Below are 20,968 nucleotides of genomic sequence, written 5' to 3'. Positions count from 1 at the left end.
TTAATCACTCTCCTTCTTAAAGAATCCTGTTGCTGAAAGCTGTAATATGTTTACAAGCATCACTAATAAGAGAAGAACTATGCCTATAGCAGATCCAAAGCCAAGGTCATTCTGATTAAAGCCTTGATGATAAATGTAGTTTACGATAGTCATTCCAATTTCTCCTGGAGAACGAGGCCCTGACCATAGGGCATAGGACTCTGCAAACATGGAGTAGCCTCCATATACACTTATGGTTACAACGTAAGTTATTACCGGCCTAAGACCAGGCATGGTAATATGTCTAAACTTTTGAACTTCATTTGCTCCATCAATGGCAGCAGCCTCGTATAGTTCTGCCGGAATTGTTTGCAAACCAGATAGAAAATATACAACATTAACCCCAAGCCATCTCCAAGTACATAAAAGCACCAACACAAACATACCTGTATGTTTTCCCTGCAACCAAACTATTGGCTCAATTCCAAACTTACCTAGAATAAAGTTCACTAGGGTTGTTGATTGTTCACCAAAAACAAGTCTGAAAAATAATCCTGCTACAATAACTGAAGTCAATGCAGGTATAAAAAGTGATGCTCTAAAAAAGTTCTTTGCAAAGGTCAATTTGTTGTTTAGCAAAACAGCTATGATAATTGGCAACGGAACCAATACAAGAATGGTCCAAAAGGTATATCTTGTGGTTACAAAAATAGCGTTTAAAAAATGTTTATTGAAGAGCTTTGAATAGTTTTTGAATCCAATAAACTCTACTTCCCCTGGGCCAAGTATCTTTTGAAAGCTCATAATAACTGTAGAGATTAAAGGATATAGAAAAAATATCAGAAATGATAATATAAAAGGTAAAACAAAAATATAGGGCGCAACCTTTTTGGAATTTAGTATATTAATCCCTTTTCTAATGGGATTTGGTTTCATATTAGTTTGTTTTACTACACCATAGGACATGTTTAAAGCCTCCTTTTGAAAGTAAAAGATTCAACTTTAGATATAGTTGAATCTTTTACTGTTAATTAATGTCAGCTTGGATACTACTTATTGTTAAGTTCCTCAGTGGCTTCCCTTAATGCTTGTTCAGGTGTATCACTTTGTTCCTTTAGAACCTTGAACATAATGTTCTTCTGGATCAAAGAGGTAGCATCTGGGTAATTTTCTGTTAGATTTAATCCACTGATATCTCCTACTATTGATTGAAGTGTCTTAAATATATCTGTACCAAAATAATCAGTATATTTATTTGGAGCTTCCATAGCAGGATCTGTCCAAGCATCCTCTCTTATTGGGTCAAAGCCAAGAACTGTCCAAGTCTTTATGCTTCCTTCCTTGGATAGTTTTGCTTCAGCCATAAATTGCTTAGCTAGCTCTTCATGCTTAGTTTGATTTGCGATTACAGTTGCAGTTCCACCCATACCTGCAGACTTCTTGCCACCAGGGAAGGAAGGCATTGGTCTTACAACAATTTTGCCCTTTAAGTCCGGCATATATTGTTCGAATCTACTCATATACCACAAGGGCATCCATAATGATGCAGCATTTCCCTTATTCATCCATGCCCAATATTCTTCTGCATGATGGTTTCCACCAGGAGTTAGTACAGCTATTTTATCTTTATATACCATATCATAAAGCATTTGGAGGGTTTTAATATTTATTTGGTTATCTAATTGTGCCTTTCCATCCTTATCAAAGTAATCTGAACCTTGCATATTTATAAGCGGATAGAATGTCCATTGATCTGTGGTCTCAATTGTAGCCATTGGTATTCCAGTGGCTGCAACCACTTTTTTACCTGCTTCCATATAATCATCCCAAGTTTTAATGTCATCAACATTTACTCCTGCTTTTTCTAGAATTTCTTTATTATAATACATAACTTGAGCACCTGCGTGGTAATCTACGCCATAGTATTTACCGTTCTTAGCATAGGTATCTAATCTTCCCATGACTAAATTATCCTTCACAGGTTCAACTATGTCATTTAATTCAAGTAAAGGAGGATTGCTGCTTTTAACATAATTTTCGAATTTACTAATTTCTATATCTGCAATATCCGGTGCTCCAGTGCCCGACTGAAGAGCTATTAATAGCTTGTTATGCATATCATCATAGGGATATACATCAGTCTTTACCTCAATTGGCTTATCAGGATGATTCTTGTTCCAAGTGATTACTGCATCATCCCAAAACTGTTTATGAAGTTCTTGAAAAGTCCAGAAATTAAGAGTCGTAACCTTTGGTGTTGCATCTCCACTATCATTACCTGTTTTATCTGCCGGCTTATCACCTTTTCCGCAACCAGCAAAAAGTAGTGATACAGAAGTAACAGCAGTCAGTAAAAATGCTAATGATTTTTTCAATACAATCTCCCCCTAATATTTTTTATTACCCCAGTAAATACTGCAGCGATAATACTTATGCGCCTCCTTTTTTAGGAGTAACTCTCCGGATGGAATGTAATCATTTTCACCCCTTAGCATTATTATAAATTATTCTTAAGTCTTAAGCATTTAACTTTTTTTACCTTTTACTTAAAAATTTAGTTATCTGAAAATTAAATATAAAAAAATATCTATTAGCTCATTTAGTATTTCTACATAGTTATGTTTTGAAATATAAGGAGAGTCACAAAACTCCATAATTATTTTTCCAATTACACCGCTGCCAAACTCAATACGACCATTCCTTTTCAACGAGAGCGTTCAAGTTTCAACTAGTATCTTGGCTTCCTCTGGAGATAAGGTTAACACAAATCTTAAAGCAATATCATTGCATTTTAATATTTCATCAACCGCTTGTTTTTCGATCAAGGATGAAGATATATGCATAATGTCAAATATCAATCACATCACCTCCAAAAATAATATAATCTCTATAAAAACTCTTGACTTTTTGCGCAATATATGATATAATAAAAAAGTGTTAGTGTCTGCGATTTATTGTAAACTTTATTTTACCACCTATTTAGATAATATCAATACAAAATTTTAGCCACCCTTTATATGTTAATATAATCGGTGGCTATTTTTATATACTTCTCCCACTGGGTACGATTAATTGTATATAATTTAGTGATTTCATTCTCTTCATCTTCAAACTCATCAATTAGCTGACACCCATAAGCTATGCTCTCTCTATTTTTTCTTATCCATCCTCTCACTCTAGCCTCGTCAAAACTATAGGGATAATACCCTATAATATCCGAATCTGCAAGAACAGCATACAATGATCCAAAGTCATCTTCTGTCATCTCTCGTAAAATCAATCTATCTGTTTCTATAACCATAAGTTAGCCTCCCTCCTAAACGACGACTCCACAGCACCGGAGTATCCTCCGATGCTGTGGAGCCTATTTTCATAACCTACTTATTATTTTCTTTTTACAGGAATCCAAATTGCACTCTGATAGTCTGGATCCTTTGTGCTGCCTGAAGCAGAATACCATTCAATGTTATAATACCCTGCCAGCTCATACTCACCGTTACCAGGAAGCCATTCCTTCCAAATCTGGGTATTTACAGTCTGCAATGACTCAGGCATAGGTCCGACACATTTAAATTTTGCCCACTCTGCTTCAGGTAGTTCATAAATTTCCATACCTTCCGGAACATGACCACCCGTGTATCTTCCGGCTATCATGTAACGGAACTTTCCTTCTTTGCCTATATCGTCAATACAAACTCCAAATTCTCCAATACGGTTGTCATAGACTGCTTGTTCAATTTCATTTGCCGGAGCATTTCCTGCAAATAAATTTGCCTCATATTTCTTAAAAATCTCATCCCAGTATTTTGGTATATCTTTGTAAGCCATATCAAAAGAAAACTCCCTTGAAAATCCGATCACTTTGAAGCCAGCCATTTTTTCAACAGTATAGTTCATATTATCTCCTCCTTGAATAAAAATACTTACTCTCAGCGGAAGAAAGGTTTTTACAGCTCTCATTTTCTTTCGGACTTCTGTAGGTGTGGCATTATGAAAACGGGTAAATGCTTTTGTAAAGCTCTCCGGTGTCTCGTACCCATACTTAAGCGCCACATCGACGATCTTATTACCAGTGTTTACTAGCTCCATTGCCGCCAGATATAATCTTCTGTTTCTGATGTATTCGCCAATGGTGAATCCGGTCATAATTTGAAAACCACGCTGAAGGTACATGGGTGATATATGAACGTGGTCTGCTACCTCTTCAGGGCCCTTGACAGTTAGCAGCTCATCTTCCATATACTTTATAGCCTTTTTAATTGCAGTTATCCATTCCATCTGCTTCTCACCTTTCTCTCCTGCTGATACTATAATTCTAGCAAGAGTTAATTATATATTCTTGTCATTCAAGAGAATGATTTGTCAGGTTATATTTGCTGAAATCCTTATTTACTTTTAGAAATTTATACTATACCTGGCCTAGAAGCTTCTTAAGCAGCTCATTCTGCTTTGTTACTTCTGTTAATTCATTTTCTAATTCTTTTTCTCCCTCAACTAAAGCCTTTATCCATGGCTTAACCTTAATTTCATTCCTTTTCTCAGATTCTCTTATCCAAGTAAATATTGTTGATTTTGATATTCCATGTCTTCCTAATAGTAATGAAACATTTCCTACCTCTTGCACTTCCCTTAAGATCTCTTCCTTTAATTCTTTAGCATACATTTTTCCTCTGATAGTTTAACTTCAAACACTTTCTACAATATAATAAATGTAAAGTAATTGTCCAAATCTATTTAGCGGCTTATGAGATTAGTCCTAATTCTATCAAACAAATCTAGGTATTCATTGCGTAATCCATCAGCAATCAATTTTGCTATATATTCTGTATTTCCTGAACCTGAAAAATATAGTTTCATCTTCTAAACCTCAGATTTTTTAATGTCTTAGTCCAAATTTTTTATTCAAGCGAATTGTCTCAATAATAGCGCAATATTTGTCTGCGAAACATATGATCAAAGCTTCTCTACTTTTAGGTATTTTTGTAATAGTCAGCGGCCACATATGACTTCGTATAGCCTCTTGTTTTTTTTCAGAAATGTCAAAATGTTTTACTGCGTTATTGCATGCAATGTCTGGATGATCAAAACCATGAGTTTTACGTGAAGGATCACCATCGTGCCAGTCATAGAGAAATAAATCATGAAGCATTGCTGCTTCTATTAGTGCTTTTTCGTCCGCATTAAGATGTAATTTTTCATTAATGAGATAACTAATCCATGCTACATTTTCGCAATGCTCCAACGTGGTAGTTGTACCATGCTGAATATACTGGCCCATCTGTTTTACTACATCGGATTCGAAGTAATCTTTAATGAGCTCTTCAAAGCGTTCTTCACAAAGTTGTTTTGCAATCTTATTTTTTCGCTCTGAAAGTTTAAAAACCGCAATTCGACTTATTACTTTATTGTAAAGTGAATTCTGATTGCTGTAAACCTGATTTATTATATCTGTCATGTGATTTTGAAATCCTTCATCTATGGCAGCGACTCGTCTCTGAAAATCTGTCAGTGCAGATATTGTCAATGTGGCATCCATAGAAATAATTGAAACAAGCAAAAGGGCCAAAATATTTGATAAAGTTTCAGATAAGGTGATTAGTCCTCTATCAGCCAAAGGTATCAGAACCTTCATCACCAATATTGAGGCAGTACCAAATGCAAGGGACGTAGGAACGCTTGTCCTACCATTGATATTCAGCGGAACATTACTATAATCCCACCACCGTGCATTGAATCGTTTTTCAAGAATCCAAGATGTAGGATATTCTAAAACCATGCTTACAATAAAACCAAGTATAAATATCATCCACCACTCCATAGTCGGAAGATGCTCCGCTTTGCACAAGTCATATATGAAAAAGCCAAACAGTGATCCAAATCCATAAATGGGACATATAGGACCATAAAGAAAGCCACGGTTAGCCCACTTATGTTTACGCATAGTACAATAAATGCTTTCCCAGAGCCAGCCGAGAAAGCTAAAAAGGAAGAAAGCGAGAATATATCTATTCAAAACAACAACCCCTTTTCATCTTCCCATACTTAAATTGACCAGTATGTTTTGATTTGCTTATCCATATAATGTATTTTATTGGAATCCCTTTGCAATGTCAATGTTTATAAGCTTTTATTCATTAATATTATATACAACTATGTAAACATAACCACCGGCTTGGCCGGTGGTTATGTTTAATTCATAAAAGCTATCATTTTTAGCATATAGTATTTTGCTAATGGCTAGTTCTCCCCGATACATAGCACTTATATAACCATGAGGATGGCCGGTCTGGTAATTGATGATAACTATTCCTTGGTCTGTATCCTTTATTATTTGCTCCACCCGATCAATGTCACGCAAAATGAAATCTACATGATATCCCTTTATAATTAACCATCCGCCGGCGTTAACCCAATTGCCCCATCCACCTGGTGGTACTGCCAGATTACTTCTATGCTCGTCATCCAACTTTCTAATCTCATTCACCATAGGGCAAATGACAGCAATACATGTAATTAGACAATCAATAATAACTGCCTATCTAACATACATTATTACACTTTAAGCGTAAAAGTAAAGGTTGTATGTTAATTTTCCACTGTTTCAGCATAAATTTTTTCGCAGAAAAAGAGAGGACTATGCCTTTCTATATATAAATCAAGTATTGATTCTTGTGCTTCAAAAAAAGTTTGTCCATACGATAATAACACAAATTTAATGCTTTTAAAGTATATTTCATGGCTATAAAAAGCAATGAACTAGCTGAAGTTATACAGCTAGTCCATTAATACCTTATCGCACTATGTTATTATAAATCTATTTTTGAATAAGACTTTCTCCAGCTATGCCCATAATTTTATCAGTTGCTTTCATAATTTTATCTGATTCTTCTTCACTATATAATCCACATGCAGATTCCATGGCTGAGAAAAAATCAGTAAAGATATCTATAGCCTTTTGGGGTATTGAATCACTTTTCTCCCATTCAACTTGTAATTCTTTTAAAATACTACATATACCTTCTACCTTATCTTCATCTAATCCATTACCTAATATGAGTGGAACCAATAATCCATCATCTGCTAATATCAATTTTTCTAATTTTTTAAGTTTACTGCTTTTCATTCAATTGATCTCCTTTTACTTATAATTACTTTAATTGCATAAGTTGGGATACTTCCTACTTTTACAATTATGAGGAGTATTTAGCTTGTCCCTTTGCAATAGCTTCATATATATGATGTATTAAATAATTTCATTAATATTATACAGTGAATTTTTAATTATATCAAATTGATTCATACTTTTTAACGAATTTCTTATTTTTCAGCTTATTCCATAAATCTAGTGCCATATCCCAACAAATAAAAACACCTTAATTAAACAAACTCTTGTAGTATTTATTTAAAAATATATTTCATCGAAAATTAAAAGAACCTCATTACAAGGTTCTTTGTCATCATTCCTAAATACTAAAAGTTTTTAGCAGCTATTTTTGCTTTTTCAATTGCGTCATTTAGCATTTTCTCAGTATCTATTTCTTTCACATCTAACATTTCAGCTGTTAAACTTTCAACATCCTTAATTCCAAAGAAGTTGAATATAGTCTTCGCGTATCTTTCTCCCATTTCTAAAGCATCCATTGGAGGAGTTGAATAGTTTCCGCCTCTTCCTGAAATAACTATAGCTTTTTCAGCTTTAGCAAGTCCAGCTGGGCCATTGGCAGTATATCCAAAGGTAATTCCGGTTACTGAAACATAGTCAAAGTAAGCTTTAACTATAGCTGGCATTCCTAAGTTCCACATTGGTGCTGCTAAAACAATCTTATCAGCTTCTGCAAATTGATATGCATACTTTAATATTGGATGATTTTTACTATCTTCAGTTTTAGGTCCAAATATAGCTCCTAAATCTTCAGCTCTTAAGAAATCTATATTTTCTTTATATAAATCTAATACAGTAACTACATCCTGTGGATTTAATTTTTTGTATTCTTCAATGAATGTATCTGAAAGTTTAAAAGTTCTTGATTGACCTTCTGGTTTAATGTTTGCTTTTATATATAGTACTTTTTTCATTTTACTAATACCTCACTTTTACTAATAATGTCTTAAGTCAAATTTAATTCTGAGCAATTTAATCAACTTTAACTAAATGATAACCTATTTCAATTGAAATTGCAAGCAGGTATTTTTTTATATTTAAGATATTTTCAATTGCTTTTACAAGGATCTCTACAGATTTCTCTACTGTGTACATGAGTCCAAAGGTTAAATTGCCTCCATTTCTCTCGTGCCATAAAGGTTTTTGAAGTTTCTATGAAAGCAGCTCAAGTTGTCATAGCCTACAGCATGGTCAACATCCGCCACCAGCATTTTGATGAAAATTATAATGTTACCACAAAAGGCTTTGCTGGGTTATGAGCTTTATTATATATGTTCACTTCATAGTATGGTGTACTTGCAAAAGAAATTGTTAAGTTTTCGGGTAAATTTCCTAAAATCAACAATCCATCAGCTTCAATGGTTACTTTATCCGGGGTCAGCTCTTTCCCTTCCCCATCTGTAATAATCAAAGCATTCACCTTATCCCCCTTTACATATAGCCCATCACCGTTCTTAAAGTTAATACGTACTCCTCCGGTAAATCTCTCAGCAGTAGAAAATTCAGGCGGATCACACAATATGTCCTGTCCGTATACATGTCCTCTTGCACACAGTGCCAAACGCATTCCTATTGGTTTCTTTCTCTTCGGATGTATATCCCATTCCATACCGGCATCTGAAGAACTTACCATCCATGTGCCCGGTATTGTTTTCGATACAAGCTCCTGCTGTCTGCGAACCACCGGATAATTTTCACCGGTACTCCCCAGCCATTCACCAAAAGGTGCAAGTTGTACAAAGATGAAAGGTAGTTCGTCCTCCCATAGATTACGCCAGCACTCAATCAATTTTCCAAAAACTGTGAAATAGAGTTGCGGTCTTACAGCATCACTTTCTCCTTGATACCAGATGACACCTCGTATAGTATAGGGCGCCACCTTTTTCAGCATGGTTTCATATAAGCCCCCTGGCCGTTTTTCAGAATATGGCCCCATCACCGGCATAGTGACATTTACCTCTTGTTCAGTGTCCTTCCTAAGCATTTCTCGCTGTTCCTCTAAACTAAAGCCTGGGTACCAAAACTTTCTAGCCATATCATCCATGTCTTTTAGTGGAACTGAATGATTATTTGCAGGATTTCTGCGGAATTCTTCTTTATAAGCTTCCAAATCAAGGCCCTTTACTGCCTCTTCGTATGCCTCCAGCCATGCACTTCCTTCATTGTCTTTGAGATATTCTGTATCCATCCATGCACTGGCTGAGGTACCACTCCAATTGCAGCCAACTATTCCAATTGGAACATCAAGATTTTCATGGAGATCCTTCGCAAAATAATAACCAACTGCGGAAAAGTATGGCAGGTCTTCCCTTGTACATTTTTTCCATGTTCCAAAGCTTGAGTAATCATGTTCCTCAAGCTGTCCCTCATAAGAAACATCAGGAAAATCAAAAAAACGTATATCCTGATTCATCGTACCATTAAGGACTTCGTTTTTATCTTCATCGAATTCAAGCCAATATTCCATGTTAGATTGACCCCCGGCAAGCCACACTTCTCCAATGTTGATATCATGGAACTCTAAAGTATCTATACCATCAGAAATTTCTAGCTCCAGTCCCCTTTCCACCTCCATTGATGAGAATATAATCATCCAGTTACCATCAGCTCCAACTGTCGTGTTGCTTACCACTGTTTCTTTTCCCTTTAGGGTGCCCGTTATTCTTTTACCTGCATTGCCGCTACCCCATATCTTTATAGGCTTTTGGCGCTGCAATACCATATTATCTCCAAAAATCATGGCTGTCTTTAACATAAAAGGTGCCATCCTCCTCACTTCTCAAATCTTTGCAAAAAGTGAGGTGCCATGGCACCTCACATGTCATAGAGAGTGCCAGCCACCTCACTTATCATATCTTTATATTATTTAAACGGATTTTCTGTCTTATAAAGCATTCCCTTTGGTTGATTAAAACCTATTTCCTTAATGCCAAGGTATCTGAATAGGTTGTAAATTGCCTTTCCAAAGTGTCCGAAAGCAACTGCTCCATGGTGTGGGAATCTTCCTTCTATTAATACGTGTCTGTAGAATCTTCCCATTTCAGGAATTGCAAATACACCAATAGATCCGAAGGATCGTGTTGCTACAGGTAGAACTTCACCTTCAGCCACATAAGCAGTCAATTCAGCATCTGCGTTGCTTTGTAGACGGAAGAAAGTGATTTCTCCAGGGATAATGTCTCCTTCTAAAGTTCCTCTTGTAATGTTTGGTTCTTGATTTGGCTCAAGAGCTCTTGCCATTATCATTTGGTTCTTCATAGTTCCCTTTGTTAACTTGCAGATTGCAGTGTTTCCACAGTGGAAGGCCATAAATGTGTCTTTAAGAGTGTAGTCAAACTTACCTTTGATTTCTGATTCATACATATCAGCTGGTACTGTATTGTTTATATCAAGTAAAGTTACAACATCCTGGCTTATGCAAGTTCCTATGTATTCACTTAGGGCTCCGTATATATCAACTTCGCAGGATACTGGTATTCCCATAGCAGCTAAACGGCTGTTTACATAGCATGGTACAAATCCAAACTGTGTTTGGAAAGATGGCCAGCACTTGTTAGCAAAGACAACAAATTCTCTTGAACCCTTATGTTCTTCCATCCAGTCTAATAATGTTAATTCATATTGGGCAAGTTTTGGTAGAATACCGGCCATTTTGTTGCCTTCTCCTAATTCCTTTTCCATGCTAGCTATCACTTCAGGAATTCTTGGATCATTTGCATGTGCATTGAAGGCTGCATACAAATCAAGCTCAGAATTCTCTTCAATTTCAACGCCTAAGTTATATAATTGCTTAATTGGTGCATTACATGCTAAGAAATCTTGTGGTCTTGGACCAAAAGATATGATCTTTAGGTTCTTTAATCCGATTAACGCACTTGCAACCGGAATAAATTCAGCTATCATTTCTGCAACTTCTGCAGCAGTTCCAACTGGATATTCTGGAATATATGCCTTTATATTACGAAGTGCTAGGTTGTAGCTGGCATTTAGCATACCACAGTATGCATCTCCACGTCCGCCTACTAAGTTGTCCCCTGCTTCTTCTGATGCAGCCACAAACATAACTGGTCCATCAAATTCTTTAGCAAGTAATGTTTCTGGTGTTTCCGGTCCAAAATTTCCTAAGTAAACAACTAATGCATTAACTCCTGCAGCCTTAACATCTGCCAAAGCCTTTCTCATATCCTTTTCGTTTTCAACCACAGTTGGACATTCATAAATTTCTCCCTTGTATGCTCCTACTACAGCTTTTCTTCTGCTTTCAGATAACTCCATCGGAAAACAGTCTCTGCTTACCGCAACAATTCCTAGTTTAACTTTTGGTGTATTATTCATTATCTATATCCTCCTAAATTCCTTTAAAGCCCATAAAGATTTATAATCTTTATGCCTCCTGATTTATTTATAACTCTATCTAATCATACTTTATTTTTTTAATGAAATGTTTTCTCCAACTAATCCAATAAATGCTCCCTGAGCACCTAAGTCAGTATTTTTATGGCCAATTAACCACTTGTTTTTTGCAAACAATAATGCATCTTCATTAACCTTTTCAGCTTTATTATCTAATGGCTTATTAGTATCCTTTGGCAATACCACCACGCACTTGAAACCACCTTCATTAGCATTGCAGGGTGCATAGTGAAGAGTAGTTGCATAAACTTCGATAGCAGTACCTGCAGGTACAAAAAACGCTTCTATATTTGCAGTATTATAGGTATAATCAGCTTCAATATCCTGTTGGCTGCCTAAAAGAAGTATAAGATCAGTGACAGCAATGTTTATTTCTGAGGATCTATGATATTCAACGGCATTTAACATATAGTTATTACCATTGCAGTACCCTATTTGAATAGGTAATTCCCCAAACTCTCTGTCTCTTAGTTCTTTGGCAATTTCCAAATCCTCCAGCTCCTTTATGGATGGTTCGTAAGTTACTCCTTCCGGAAGTGGTGTGCTCTTCATCTTTTCAAGGATTTCTGCAAAATCATAATTTTTTAATACTTGTCCATACTTTCTGAATTCTCTGTCAGTGACATTTTTAATAACCATGCTATCTGTCCTTTCTTCTTTTAAAGATATACAGCCAAGACTTATAATTAGCAGTGGACAATTGACATTTGTCCACTGTCAATTAATTCTAATGCCAAAATTAAATTTTGGGTTTTATCTATACATAGATTTACTGATTATATATAACCTTTATTCCTTTGTTTACTACAGCTATTGCCTTTTCAACAACGTTTTCAACAGTAAATCCAAATTTTTCAAATAACACTTCTGCCTTTCCTGAAGCTCCAAAAGTATCTAAGGAAATTATTTCTCCATCAATACCTATATACTTGTGCCATCCGAAGGAAGATAAGGCTTCTACTGCAACTCTTGCTCTGATATTTCTAGGGAGTACAGATTCCTTGTAAGCTTCATCTTGAGCTTCGAACACTTCAAAGCTTGGAATACTTATAACTCTGGCATCTATACCCTTTGCTTCCAGCTCTTCAGCTGCCTTATATATCAGTTCTACCTCTGAACCTGATGCCATTAATAACACATCCGGAGTTTCTTTCTTAGAGTCCTTAAGAATATATCCGCCCTTTAAGGCTCTCTTTGCACAACCCTCATACAGCGGAAGCTTTTGTCTTGTTAATACCAAGGAAGTTGGTGTTGTTCCATTTGTTACAGCATAATACCAAGCTGCAGCTGTTTCCTTTGAATCTGCCGGTCTGTAAACAGTCATGTTTGGCATACTTCTTAGGGCTGCTAACTGCTCTATAGGCTGATGAGTTGGTCCATCTTCCCCTACTCCAATACTGTCATGGGTCAATACATATGCAACAGGAAGGTTCATAAGTGAAGATAATCTCATAGCTCCCTTCATATAATCACTGAATACGAAGAAGGTTGCACAGAATACCTTTAGTCCTCCGTGAGCACACATTCCATTAGCAATTGCTGCCATAGCATGTTCTCTAACACCGAAATGAAGGTTTTGTCCACTTCTATCCTCTGCTGAGAAATCACCCTTGCCGTTCATATAGGTTTTATTTGAAGGTGCTAAGTCAGCTGAACCTCCAATGAAGTTAGGAATTAATTTTGCCAATCTATTTATAATAACTCCTGAAGAATCTCTTGTGGCCATTTCTTTATCAAAGCTCCAAAACTCTTCATTGTTTAGTAAGGCTTCTTTATCTACTTCACCATTCATCCATTCATTATACTCTTTAGCTAATTCAGGATATGCTTCAGAATATGCTTTAAACAATTCATTCCAAGCAACTTCTTTTTCAATACCCTTTTCTATGTAGTTATTCATATTTGAATATACTTCATCAGGTACAAAGAAGGCAGGCTCTGTCTTCCAGCCTATATTTTCCTTCATTGCAAGAACGTTTTCTGTTCCCAGTGGTTCACCATGGGCTGATGCCTTTCCTTGCTTTGCAGGACAACCATAGCCTATTAGATTCTTAACTATTATAATAGATGGTTTTGATTTCTCTGCTTTTGCTGCTTCAATAGCCTTGTCAATTGCTTCTAAGTCATTACCATCATCAACCTTTAATACCTGCCAGCCATAGGCTTCATATCTCTTGGCAACATCTTCTCTAAAGGCAATGTCTGTATTTCCCTCAATTGATATGTTATTTGAATCGTATAATACAATAAGTTTTCCTAGTCCTAAAGTACCAGCTAAGGATGAGGCCTCTCCTGAAATTCCTTCCATAAGACAACCATCACCTACTATGGCATAGGTGTAATGATCAACTACGTTAAAGTTAGGCTTATTAAACTTTTCTGCAAGGTGAGCTTCTGCAATGGCCATACCTACAGCATTACAAATACCTTGTCCAAGTGGACCTGTAGTGATTTCTACACCCTTTGTGTGACCGTATTCAGGATGTCCTGGAGTTAAGCTTCCAAGTTGTCTAAAGTTTTTAATGTCATCTATAGTTATACCATATCCAAATAAGTGTAATAAGGAATATTCAAGCATGGAACCATGTCCTGCTGATAGTATAAATCTGTCTCTGTTGTCCCAGTTCGGATTTTTTCCATTGTGATTCATCTTTGTCCATAGTGTAAAAGCCATGCTAGCTGCCCCTAAAGGTAAGCCCGGATGCCCGGATTTTGACTTTTCGATGGCATCAGCTGAAAGAACTCTTATGGCATTTATACACAATTTATCTAATTCTCTACTCATGGTTTTTGTCTCCTACTTTCCAAAAGCTTTATTCCAGTCAGCTTTGAATTTTTCTAAGCCCTGGTCTGTTAATGGGTGCTTTAACATCTGCATAATTACAGAATAAGGAACTGTAGCTATATCTGCACCTGCCTGAGCTGCCTGTATAACATGTATAGGATGTCTTACGCTGGCTGCTATTATCTGAGTATCTATGCCGTGAATATTGAAGATTTCAGCAATGTCTCTTACTAACTGCATTCCATCCATTGATATGTCATCCAATCTTCCTAAAAATGGGCTTACATAAGTCGCTCCTGCATTTGCAGCCAGTAAAGCTTGTGTTGCTGTAAAAACTAATGTTACATTTGTTTTGATACCTTCGCTGGCTAAAACCTTTGTTGCAGCTAGTCCTTCTGCAGTCATTGGGATCTTAACTATCATATTTTTATGAATTGCAGCAATTTCTCTACCTTCTTTTATCATACCCTCTGCATCTTCACTGACAACTTCGCCGCTTATTGGTCCATCAACTATCTCGGTTATTTCCTTTATAACTTCGTTAAAGTCTCTGCCTTCCTTTGCAATTAGTGATGGATTAGTTGTAACTCCACAAATAACCCCCATTCTGTTTGCCTCTCTAATATGGTCTACATTTGCAGTGTCGAGAAAAAACTTCATTTTTATCTCTCCTTTTTTAATAATTTTTATGAAGCTCTTTTTAAATATGTTTTTAAAATTACTTTAATAAGTTAATTATACTTCCCATTGATAGGTTAGTCAATACACATAACTATACTTTATACGATTTTATGTATACCTTTTCTTATATGAAATTAAAAAACCTGTAATCTTCATGACTACAAGCTCTTTATAAAAAACTAATAATAAGTGGTACATTTGACACCGCCCACTAAAGCTATTACAAGTATATTGCTACCGGTCCGTAAGATCCGTTTATAATTTTAATCTTTGTTTCAAAAATATCTGTTAAAATATCTGCTTTCATAACCTCTTCTACTGTTTAATAAGCAGCAACCTTTCCATCCTTCATGGCACAAATTCTATCAGAATATTTTGCTGCAAAATTTATATCATGAGGCTGTCCGGGCTGTCGCATTAGCGATTAAAAATCGCTAATGCTCAGCCTTATTGTGTAACAAAGTAAACCACTTGCTAAGCAAGTGGTTTACTTTGTTACACAAATAAAAAAAGCCTTATTTCTAAGACTTTTATACAATTTGTCCCCCAATATGGTAAAATTTTGTTGAAAGGGGGTGTATTTTATCATGTTAGACTTTTTGGATGCAGTTTCTATAAAAGATTCAATTGTAAATTCAATAAAAATGTTTGAATCTAAACTAAGCGACGACTTAGAAGTTGCTATAATTATTAACTCACTTACCATAAGGCCTACTGCAATAGCTGCCAACACTGAGAAACCATTAATTTATTTTAGTGGTACATACTCAGGAGCTACTATTCAAATAATTCAGCATATTAATCAAATAAACTTTGCATTAATAGCTGTTGCAAAGGAAAATCCCAATCAAACTGCTAAAAGAATTGGTTTTACTCTTGGTTAGGATACAGTATTGTTACATCAATATTTTCTTCCTGTGATCTGGCCCTATCTTTTTCTTTTTTTGTACAACTCGTAGAAATAATTGTGCCATCCAATAAAATATTAATTTCTCTTGGCTGTACTTGAACTTGCCTTTCAACTGCAGCTACTTTTTCAAACTTCTCAAGAATTCTGTCCAAACTATATTCAATGTCTTTTAATTCCTGCTTAATCTTTTCAGTTCCTTCAATCTCTATAGTCGCAACAAAGCTGTTTAATGCAATCTTCTTTTCTTCCAACTTTTTCACCTCACTTTCAGAAATTAAAAAAGCACCTAAGATAAATTAAGTGCTTATTAATCATTATATATTTCAATTTTCCTATTACAACTGCAACACACCATATGTACGTATCCATCTGAACAGAATATTTTAAATTTTGCGGATTTATTTATATCATCCTGGAAGTTGGTTTTCTTAAGCTTTACTCTGTCATCATTTCCACAAGTACATTTCAAATATAGCTCCATAAACTTCACCTCAAGACAAAAGCACTTACTATCTTTACTTAGTAAGTGCTTTATTTGTTATAAAGTTTTTTTATTTTTAAATCAGCTTCTTCCTCAGATATCTCCTCAATATTGAATAGCTCTGAGCTGTTACCAATTAACTCCCCATCATATCCCATAATCCTATCCATTAGAATGTTATTATTATCAACAACCCAGCCCTTTTCTACGTCATAGAGATATGGGACAAAATTATTTATCTTCCCCACTTTATTTATATCTTGTATATAATAATATTCCATACTCTCACCTCACTTCTTCTATTTTTGCTGGATATTATAATTTACTGGAAAGTTCAGTCATTCTCTTGGATAGCTCAATGGCTTCTACAGATGCTTTATCCTTTAATACTCTCCATTTTTCATACAAACCGTGTAATTCGCCATTCTTTAATTCAAAACTCTCAGGAGTATGATATTGAATTTCAAACTTTTGACTCGCTGGAGATGTATAAATACAGTTTATGCCTTTATATGGATTACTTTTTATTAACCAAGTATTCTTCACCTTGACTTACTCATAACCTTTTTCAGATAAAAGCTTATTAATCTCAAAGTATTTGTCAACCAGTTCCTCATGTGGAGCTTGGTATGTATATCTTATTACATCATTTGTACCTGCAATGGTCTCATCAATAATCTTTACATCCAAACTATTGTTACTATCTGTATTTACCTTTCTGAGGTAAGAATCTTTGCTTTTTAGTCTAAAATCAAGTCCAACCAATTCATATCCAGAAGTCTTAGCTATATCTTGCAAGTCCTTTGTGATTGTCGGCTCATTAATAACAATTTTATTATAGGCGTTAATTTTTCTATAGTTACACTTTATAACATTCCATTTCTCAGTATTATTATACTTTAATTCCTGGAAGTCATCAATGTGTTTAGGTACTTCATCACCCAGTATACTTCTGTATTTTTTAAGCTCATTCTTATCTGACGCCTTATTCTTAATCTTCTTTTCCTCAGTTAACGCTCTAGGATTATTCGCAACATTCTCTTCATACCATTCCTTATAGGTCATATTCGCAGGAACCGTTTTGCTTTCTCCTGTCACTGGATCCTTAGCTCTCCTCTTGAGCTCCTCTTGATCTCCTCGAGATCATCATCATCAAATACCTCTAATGTTGTACTTCTACAATTAGCATGTAGTGGAGGAACGTTCTTCCCTATTTATGCTTCTTTAAGGTCATATATTTTCCCATCATGTTCTCGGCATATATCTGATGTCCTTAAATCTAACGTAGCCAGAAATTGAAATTTCTCAACGCCCGCTTCTTTATAAGCTTCAAGTTCTGCTGAGTTGGCTACATATGTTGTCTCAGTTCTGATAAGTCTTGCAGCAGCAAACTCTCCTACCTGCATTTTGTCAGCAATATCCTTGGTCATACGCTGAACACTGGCACCATTCATGAAGCCCTTAGTTAGTACATGTTCTAGTTCAGAAGAAAGCTTCTCTGTATTTCCCCATATTCTCTTACTGAAATGCTTACGACTCCACTTATTTTTCAATATCTCCTCAACTTGTTTCACCGATATCTCCGCAAAACTGAATCCATACCCTGTCATCTGCTGCATATCAAACATTGTCCTGTAATATGCAGTTTTAGCTGTATTCATTAGTCCCTTTTCTATGTTTCTCACCTGAATATCAGCTAGCTTTTTACATTCAACATTAAGCTTCTCCTTAATAGCCTGCAGCTTAGTAAGTCTGGCACGATAAGCCGGTGCATTTATCTGTCTTAACATTTCTCTTTTTAGCTCTTCATCCGGAACATAGGCTATTGTTGTTTTAAGATTGTCGATAAATTCTTTCTTTTCCCCAATAGTGAGATACTTTTTTGCTTCTTCCATACTCAATTTAGCATCTTTTGAGTATGTATTTAATATTTTCTGCATTGCCGCATTAATTTCTTCTATAGCGGCTTGATATGACTCCAGTATCTTTCCTATTACCCTATCAGAATCCTTGTGATAATCGTCCATACGCTGACGTGCACGTTCTCCCCAGTACTTATTCCTCATCTACTTCATCATCTCCGCCGGAGGCCTGCTGCTCTATATTCATTCCAAAAGCTTCCTGATGCTTTTTCAGGGTTTCTTCCTTCTGCTTAACTAATCTCTCAAGCTCTTGCTCTGGATCCTTAACCCAGGGATGATTAGCAATTATTGTTTCATCACTGATAACATCTTTTGAGTTTGTGCAATTGCTAATGGTCTCAGTTTCATTAATGGCAATGTCTCTATTGAATACTATCTCAACTTCTTCATTGCTGTAATTGCCTTGACCTGTTTCAGCTAGATAGATATTTACAAAGTATAGTAACTGTTCCCATGAATTTTTAAACTCAATCTCCAGCTTATTACACTTTAAATCTAATCCGGAGTAAAGGAACTTTAGAGCAATTCCGGATGGAGCTGATCCCATCTTATCAAGATCCATATTAACTGATTGTCCAAACTCTTTAATGTCTCTCTTAATTTGCTCAAGGTGGAGCTTAGCAGCGATATATCAGACCGTCTTTTGTCATAGTCATCAATGAGAGACTGAACAAACTTTATATCCGGATACTCTGAATCATTGTTCTTAAAAGCAACGAAAGGAACCCTTCCCCAGCTCCTAGCCTCCTCACCTTTTTTATAATGAGGTACCGGCCCACTTACAGGTTCCACTTCTATGTCATATATAAGCTTATTATCATTCAGTACAAAGTATTCAACGGTATCTTCTGTGTAATATTCAACCTTAGTAACTTCTTTCTTTTTCTTGCCTTCATACTCAATTTGAACATAATACCTTATCATTGCCTGCAGCTCCGTGTGCTGTTATCTTTCCAAATAGGTATGCACTGTTCTGCCGGCATCTTCATGTATTTAAAATTACCTGCTTCATCAATATAAATATACCAATATCCAATACCTTTATTGCTTACTTCATTTCCCATCTTAGATATTTCATACTGCAGGTTCTTCCCTAAGATAGTTTTAATTTTCTGGATATAGTCTTTATTCTCTCCATCTAATGAAAAAGGCTTAGATAATAAATACCCTACTTTTTCATCAACTAAATTTTTCATGAAGGCATGGACTAATTTATTATTGGCTTTGCACTTATCTTCTTCATAGCCTCTATCAGTATATCTGACTATCTTTCTGTCAAGTATATCATTTTCAACATCATAATACTTCTGTCCAGTAATCATCAGTTTTCTTTTGTCACTGGAGTTAAATTCTCTAATTTCAAGCAATATAATATCCTGCATAAACATCATGTTAGTGTTATTTTTAAATATAAACACCCCCATACCTCCTTTACTTTAGGACTGAAACACCTGCGTTTCTGTATAAAATAGTATTAACAAAATACCTCATAGCATCCATAGCATGGTCCATAACCTTAACCGGTTTATCTTCCCCTCGTCGGATGGCTTTCTCATCCCAGATGTAAGAGAAGAACTCTTTAAAGGTGTTAACGCACTTTTCATTAAACTGTAAAAGCATATCATTTAGCACAATTTCTGCGTCAGCTACGAAGCTGCAAAAATGTCCGTAGAACTCAAAGAAGGTCAGGAAATGGCCGAATATGAACTCAAATACCTTGTGGATAATTATGAGGTATTGGCAGACAGGTTAAAGAGATTGATGTTGAAAATAGAGGATATTGTTCATAAGATACCTGGTGCCCATCAAATGATTGCTATCAATGGCTTAGGTTTAGTAACAGTTGCGGGATTCCTTTCTGAAGTTTGTGACCTATTCAACTATGATCACCCCCGTCAAATTCAGAAACTCACGGGACTTAATTTAAAGGAGAACAATTCTGGCCAGCATAAAGGCCAAACCTCCATAACTAAACGTGGTCGACGAAAACTGCGTTCTATTTTGTTTAAAGCTATCATGCCGATGGTAGCTAAAAATTGAGAATTTAAGGCTTTACATTTATTCACAACTTTTTAGATTTTAGTTCTTTGAGATATGAAGCTGGGAGCAGTCAGATAAAGTTTTTTCAATTAGGGCATTGATCCCGTTTAGGAGCATAACTGACCTCCACCTCATGGATAGGTTGAACGAAGGAATTTAGGGACATTGATCCTGTGAGACATAGGAAGGTTAACCCCCTTGAGTATTGTGGAGATCCAACGCAAACATACTTGCTTATATTGTGGCTATGTTTGTTAAGGTCGCAGTTCTATAAGCATTACTCTAGATACATATTCTCACGTGCTGCCAAATATACAAAAGGAGGCCGCTCAAAAATTAAACGAATTATTTAAAGGTGTCCTGTGAAGGGCATCTTTTCATTTAAAAATTTATTACATACATTGGACATCCTACGCTAAAATAGAAAAGCTGTGAACCACTGATTCTTCAATGTTTCACAGCTTCTTTGGTCTGGGTAACAGGATTTGAACCTGCGACCTCTAGAACCCCATTCTAGCGCGCTACCATCTGCGCCATACCCAGTCGACGAATTATATTATACCATATATAAAAAGAAAATCAATAATAAATTATT

At 35.8% G+C, this 20,968-nt stretch carries 25 protein-coding genes, 1 tRNA gene and 1 pseudogene; 2 read left to right on the top strand and 25 right to left on the bottom strand.

The window, feature by feature from the left end:
• The 16 genes from FHY60_RS07980 to fsa all read right to left on the bottom strand — a co-directional run bounded on the left by FHY60_RS07980 (position 1) and on the right by fsa (position 14,999).
• Entirely contained in the window at positions 1–945 is a 945-nt protein-coding gene (locus tag FHY60_RS07980; protein ID WP_423243580.1) for a carbohydrate ABC transporter permease, read from the bottom strand.
• An 83-nt stretch (positions 946–1,028) separates the two neighbouring features.
• Complete coding sequence (locus FHY60_RS07975) at positions 1,029–2,354, bottom strand: ABC transporter substrate-binding protein (RefSeq protein WP_139904471.1); 1,326 nt, start codon at positions 2,352–2,354, stop codon at positions 1,029–1,031.
• 183 nt (positions 2,355–2,537) lie between these two features.
• Positions 2,538–2,687 carry a DUF6323 family protein gene (locus FHY60_RS18475; protein ID WP_279230461.1) on the bottom strand — a complete coding sequence of 50 codons (150 nt, stop codon included), beginning with the start codon at positions 2,685–2,687 and terminating at the stop codon, positions 2,538–2,540.
• Between the two features lie 305 nt (positions 2,688–2,992).
• Positions 2,993–3,280: a GNAT family N-acetyltransferase gene (locus tag FHY60_RS07970; RefSeq protein ID WP_139904470.1), complete on the bottom strand. Its 288-nt coding sequence runs from the start codon at positions 3,278–3,280 to the stop codon at positions 2,993–2,995.
• Between the two features lie 83 nt (positions 3,281–3,363).
• Complete coding sequence (locus tag FHY60_RS07965) at positions 3,364–4,257, bottom strand: AraC family transcriptional regulator (RefSeq protein WP_139904469.1); 894 nt, start codon at positions 4,255–4,257, stop codon at positions 3,364–3,366.
• 130 nt (positions 4,258–4,387) lie between these two features.
• The gene (locus FHY60_RS07960; RefSeq protein ID WP_139904468.1) at positions 4,388–4,642 is read right to left on the bottom strand and encodes a transposase; all 255 of its coding nucleotides are present in this window, start codon (positions 4,640–4,642) and stop codon (positions 4,388–4,390) included.
• A gap of 213 nt (positions 4,643–4,855) precedes the next feature.
• A complete protein-coding gene (locus tag FHY60_RS07955) occupies positions 4,856–5,992 on the bottom strand; it encodes a putative ABC transporter permease (RefSeq protein WP_279230460.1) in 1,137 nt (378 codons plus the stop codon).
• Between the two features lie 114 nt (positions 5,993–6,106).
• Entirely contained in the window at positions 6,107–6,466 is a 360-nt protein-coding gene (locus tag FHY60_RS07950; RefSeq protein WP_479723578.1) for a hypothetical protein, read from the bottom strand.
• Between the two features lie 327 nt (positions 6,467–6,793).
• On the bottom strand, positions 6,794–7,102 hold the full coding sequence (locus tag FHY60_RS07945) for a hypothetical protein (RefSeq protein WP_139904467.1): 309 nt from the start codon (positions 7,100–7,102) through the stop codon (positions 6,794–6,796).
• A 347-nt stretch (positions 7,103–7,449) separates the two neighbouring features.
• A complete protein-coding gene (locus FHY60_RS07940) occupies positions 7,450–8,055 on the bottom strand; it encodes an FMN-dependent NADH-azoreductase (RefSeq protein ID WP_139904466.1) in 606 nt (201 codons plus the stop codon).
• Positions 8,056–8,113: 58 nt separating this feature from the next.
• Positions 8,114–8,236: a hypothetical protein gene (locus tag FHY60_RS18470; RefSeq protein ID WP_279230459.1), complete on the bottom strand. Its 123-nt coding sequence runs from the start codon at positions 8,234–8,236 to the stop codon at positions 8,114–8,116.
• A 127-nt stretch (positions 8,237–8,363) separates the two neighbouring features.
• Positions 8,364–9,896, bottom strand: coding sequence for a sialate O-acetylesterase (locus FHY60_RS07935; protein ID WP_163215880.1), 1,533 nt, complete (start codon positions 9,894–9,896; stop codon positions 8,364–8,366).
• 107 nt (positions 9,897–10,003) lie between these two features.
• On the bottom strand, positions 10,004–11,476 hold the full coding sequence (locus FHY60_RS07930; RefSeq protein WP_139904464.1) for an L-fucose/L-arabinose isomerase family protein: 1,473 nt from the start codon (positions 11,474–11,476) through the stop codon (positions 10,004–10,006).
• A 90-nt stretch (positions 11,477–11,566) separates the two neighbouring features.
• The gene (locus tag FHY60_RS07925; RefSeq protein ID WP_139904463.1) at positions 11,567–12,193 is read right to left on the bottom strand and encodes a DUF4867 family protein; all 627 of its coding nucleotides are present in this window, start codon (positions 12,191–12,193) and stop codon (positions 11,567–11,569) included.
• Between the two features lie 130 nt (positions 12,194–12,323).
• On the bottom strand, positions 12,324–14,339 hold the full coding sequence (tkt, locus tag FHY60_RS07920; RefSeq protein ID WP_139904462.1) for a transketolase: 2,016 nt from the start codon (positions 14,337–14,339) through the stop codon (positions 12,324–12,326).
• A 12-nt stretch (positions 14,340–14,351) separates the two neighbouring features.
• Positions 14,352–14,999 (bottom strand): fructose-6-phosphate aldolase, encoded by a 648-nt coding sequence (fsa, locus tag FHY60_RS07915; RefSeq protein ID WP_139904461.1) that lies wholly within the window; start codon positions 14,997–14,999, stop codon positions 14,352–14,354.
• A 608-nt stretch (positions 15,000–15,607) separates the two neighbouring features.
• Between fsa and FHY60_RS07905 the strand changes: the two genes are divergently transcribed.
• Positions 15,608–15,904 carry a DUF6173 family protein gene (locus tag FHY60_RS07905; RefSeq protein ID WP_139904460.1) on the top strand — a complete coding sequence of 99 codons (297 nt, stop codon included), beginning with the start codon at positions 15,608–15,610 and terminating at the stop codon, positions 15,902–15,904.
• Here FHY60_RS07905 and FHY60_RS07900 read toward each other — a convergent pair.
• From FHY60_RS07900 to FHY60_RS07870, 8 genes and pseudogenes are all read right to left on the bottom strand, one after another.
• Entirely contained in the window at positions 15,891–16,181 is a 291-nt protein-coding gene (locus FHY60_RS07900; RefSeq protein WP_139904459.1) for a hypothetical protein, read from the bottom strand. The two genes, FHY60_RS07905 and FHY60_RS07900, sit on opposite strands and share 14 nt — an antisense overlap.
• Positions 16,182–16,461: 280 nt before the next feature.
• Positions 16,462–16,692: a hypothetical protein gene (locus FHY60_RS07895; RefSeq protein ID WP_139904458.1), complete on the bottom strand. Its 231-nt coding sequence runs from the start codon at positions 16,690–16,692 to the stop codon at positions 16,462–16,464.
• 34 nt (positions 16,693–16,726) lie between these two features.
• Positions 16,727–16,957: a hypothetical protein gene (locus tag FHY60_RS07890; RefSeq protein ID WP_139904457.1), complete on the bottom strand. Its 231-nt coding sequence runs from the start codon at positions 16,955–16,957 to the stop codon at positions 16,727–16,729.
• 6 nt (positions 16,958–16,963) lie between these two features.
• On the bottom strand, positions 16,964–17,509 hold the full coding sequence (locus FHY60_RS07885) for a hypothetical protein (RefSeq protein ID WP_139904456.1): 546 nt from the start codon (positions 17,507–17,509) through the stop codon (positions 16,964–16,966).
• Positions 17,510–17,625: 116 nt separating this feature from the next.
• Positions 17,626–18,477, bottom strand: coding sequence for a minor capsid protein (locus tag FHY60_RS07880; RefSeq protein WP_139904455.1), 852 nt, complete (start codon positions 18,475–18,477; stop codon positions 17,626–17,628).
• Complete coding sequence (locus FHY60_RS18290; RefSeq protein ID WP_243122251.1) at positions 18,467–18,895, bottom strand: phage portal protein; 429 nt, start codon at positions 18,893–18,895, stop codon at positions 18,467–18,469. Before FHY60_RS18290 ends, FHY60_RS07880 begins: the two co-directional genes overlap by 11 nt.
• A pseudogene (locus tag FHY60_RS18285) lies at positions 18,850–19,655 on the bottom strand (phage portal protein). Before FHY60_RS18285 ends, FHY60_RS18290 begins: the two are co-directional and overlap by 46 nt.
• A gap of 109 nt (positions 19,656–19,764) precedes the next feature.
• Positions 19,765–19,953, bottom strand: coding sequence for a hypothetical protein (locus tag FHY60_RS07870; RefSeq protein ID WP_207671449.1), 189 nt, complete (start codon positions 19,951–19,953; stop codon positions 19,765–19,767).
• Between the two features lie 72 nt (positions 19,954–20,025).
• Between FHY60_RS07870 and FHY60_RS07865 the strand changes: the two genes are divergently transcribed.
• Complete coding sequence (locus FHY60_RS07865) at positions 20,026–20,373, top strand: transposase (protein WP_163215879.1); 348 nt, start codon at positions 20,026–20,028, stop codon at positions 20,371–20,373.
• A gap of 467 nt (positions 20,374–20,840) precedes the next feature.
• On the opposite strand, the gene FHY60_RS07860 is transcribed toward FHY60_RS07865, so the two are convergent.
• Positions 20,841–20,916 (bottom strand) — tRNA-Pro (locus FHY60_RS07860).
• Between the last annotated feature and the right edge of the window lie 52 nt (positions 20,917–20,968).

The sequence above is a fragment of the Clostridium thermarum genome (assembly GCF_006351925.1).
In the GTDB taxonomy this organism is placed as follows: Bacteria; Bacillota; Clostridia; order Clostridiales; family Clostridiaceae; genus Clostridium_AU; species Clostridium_AU thermarum.
Note: the sequence above shows the minus strand (reverse complement) of the source record. Positions and strands in the feature narration are given on the sequence as shown.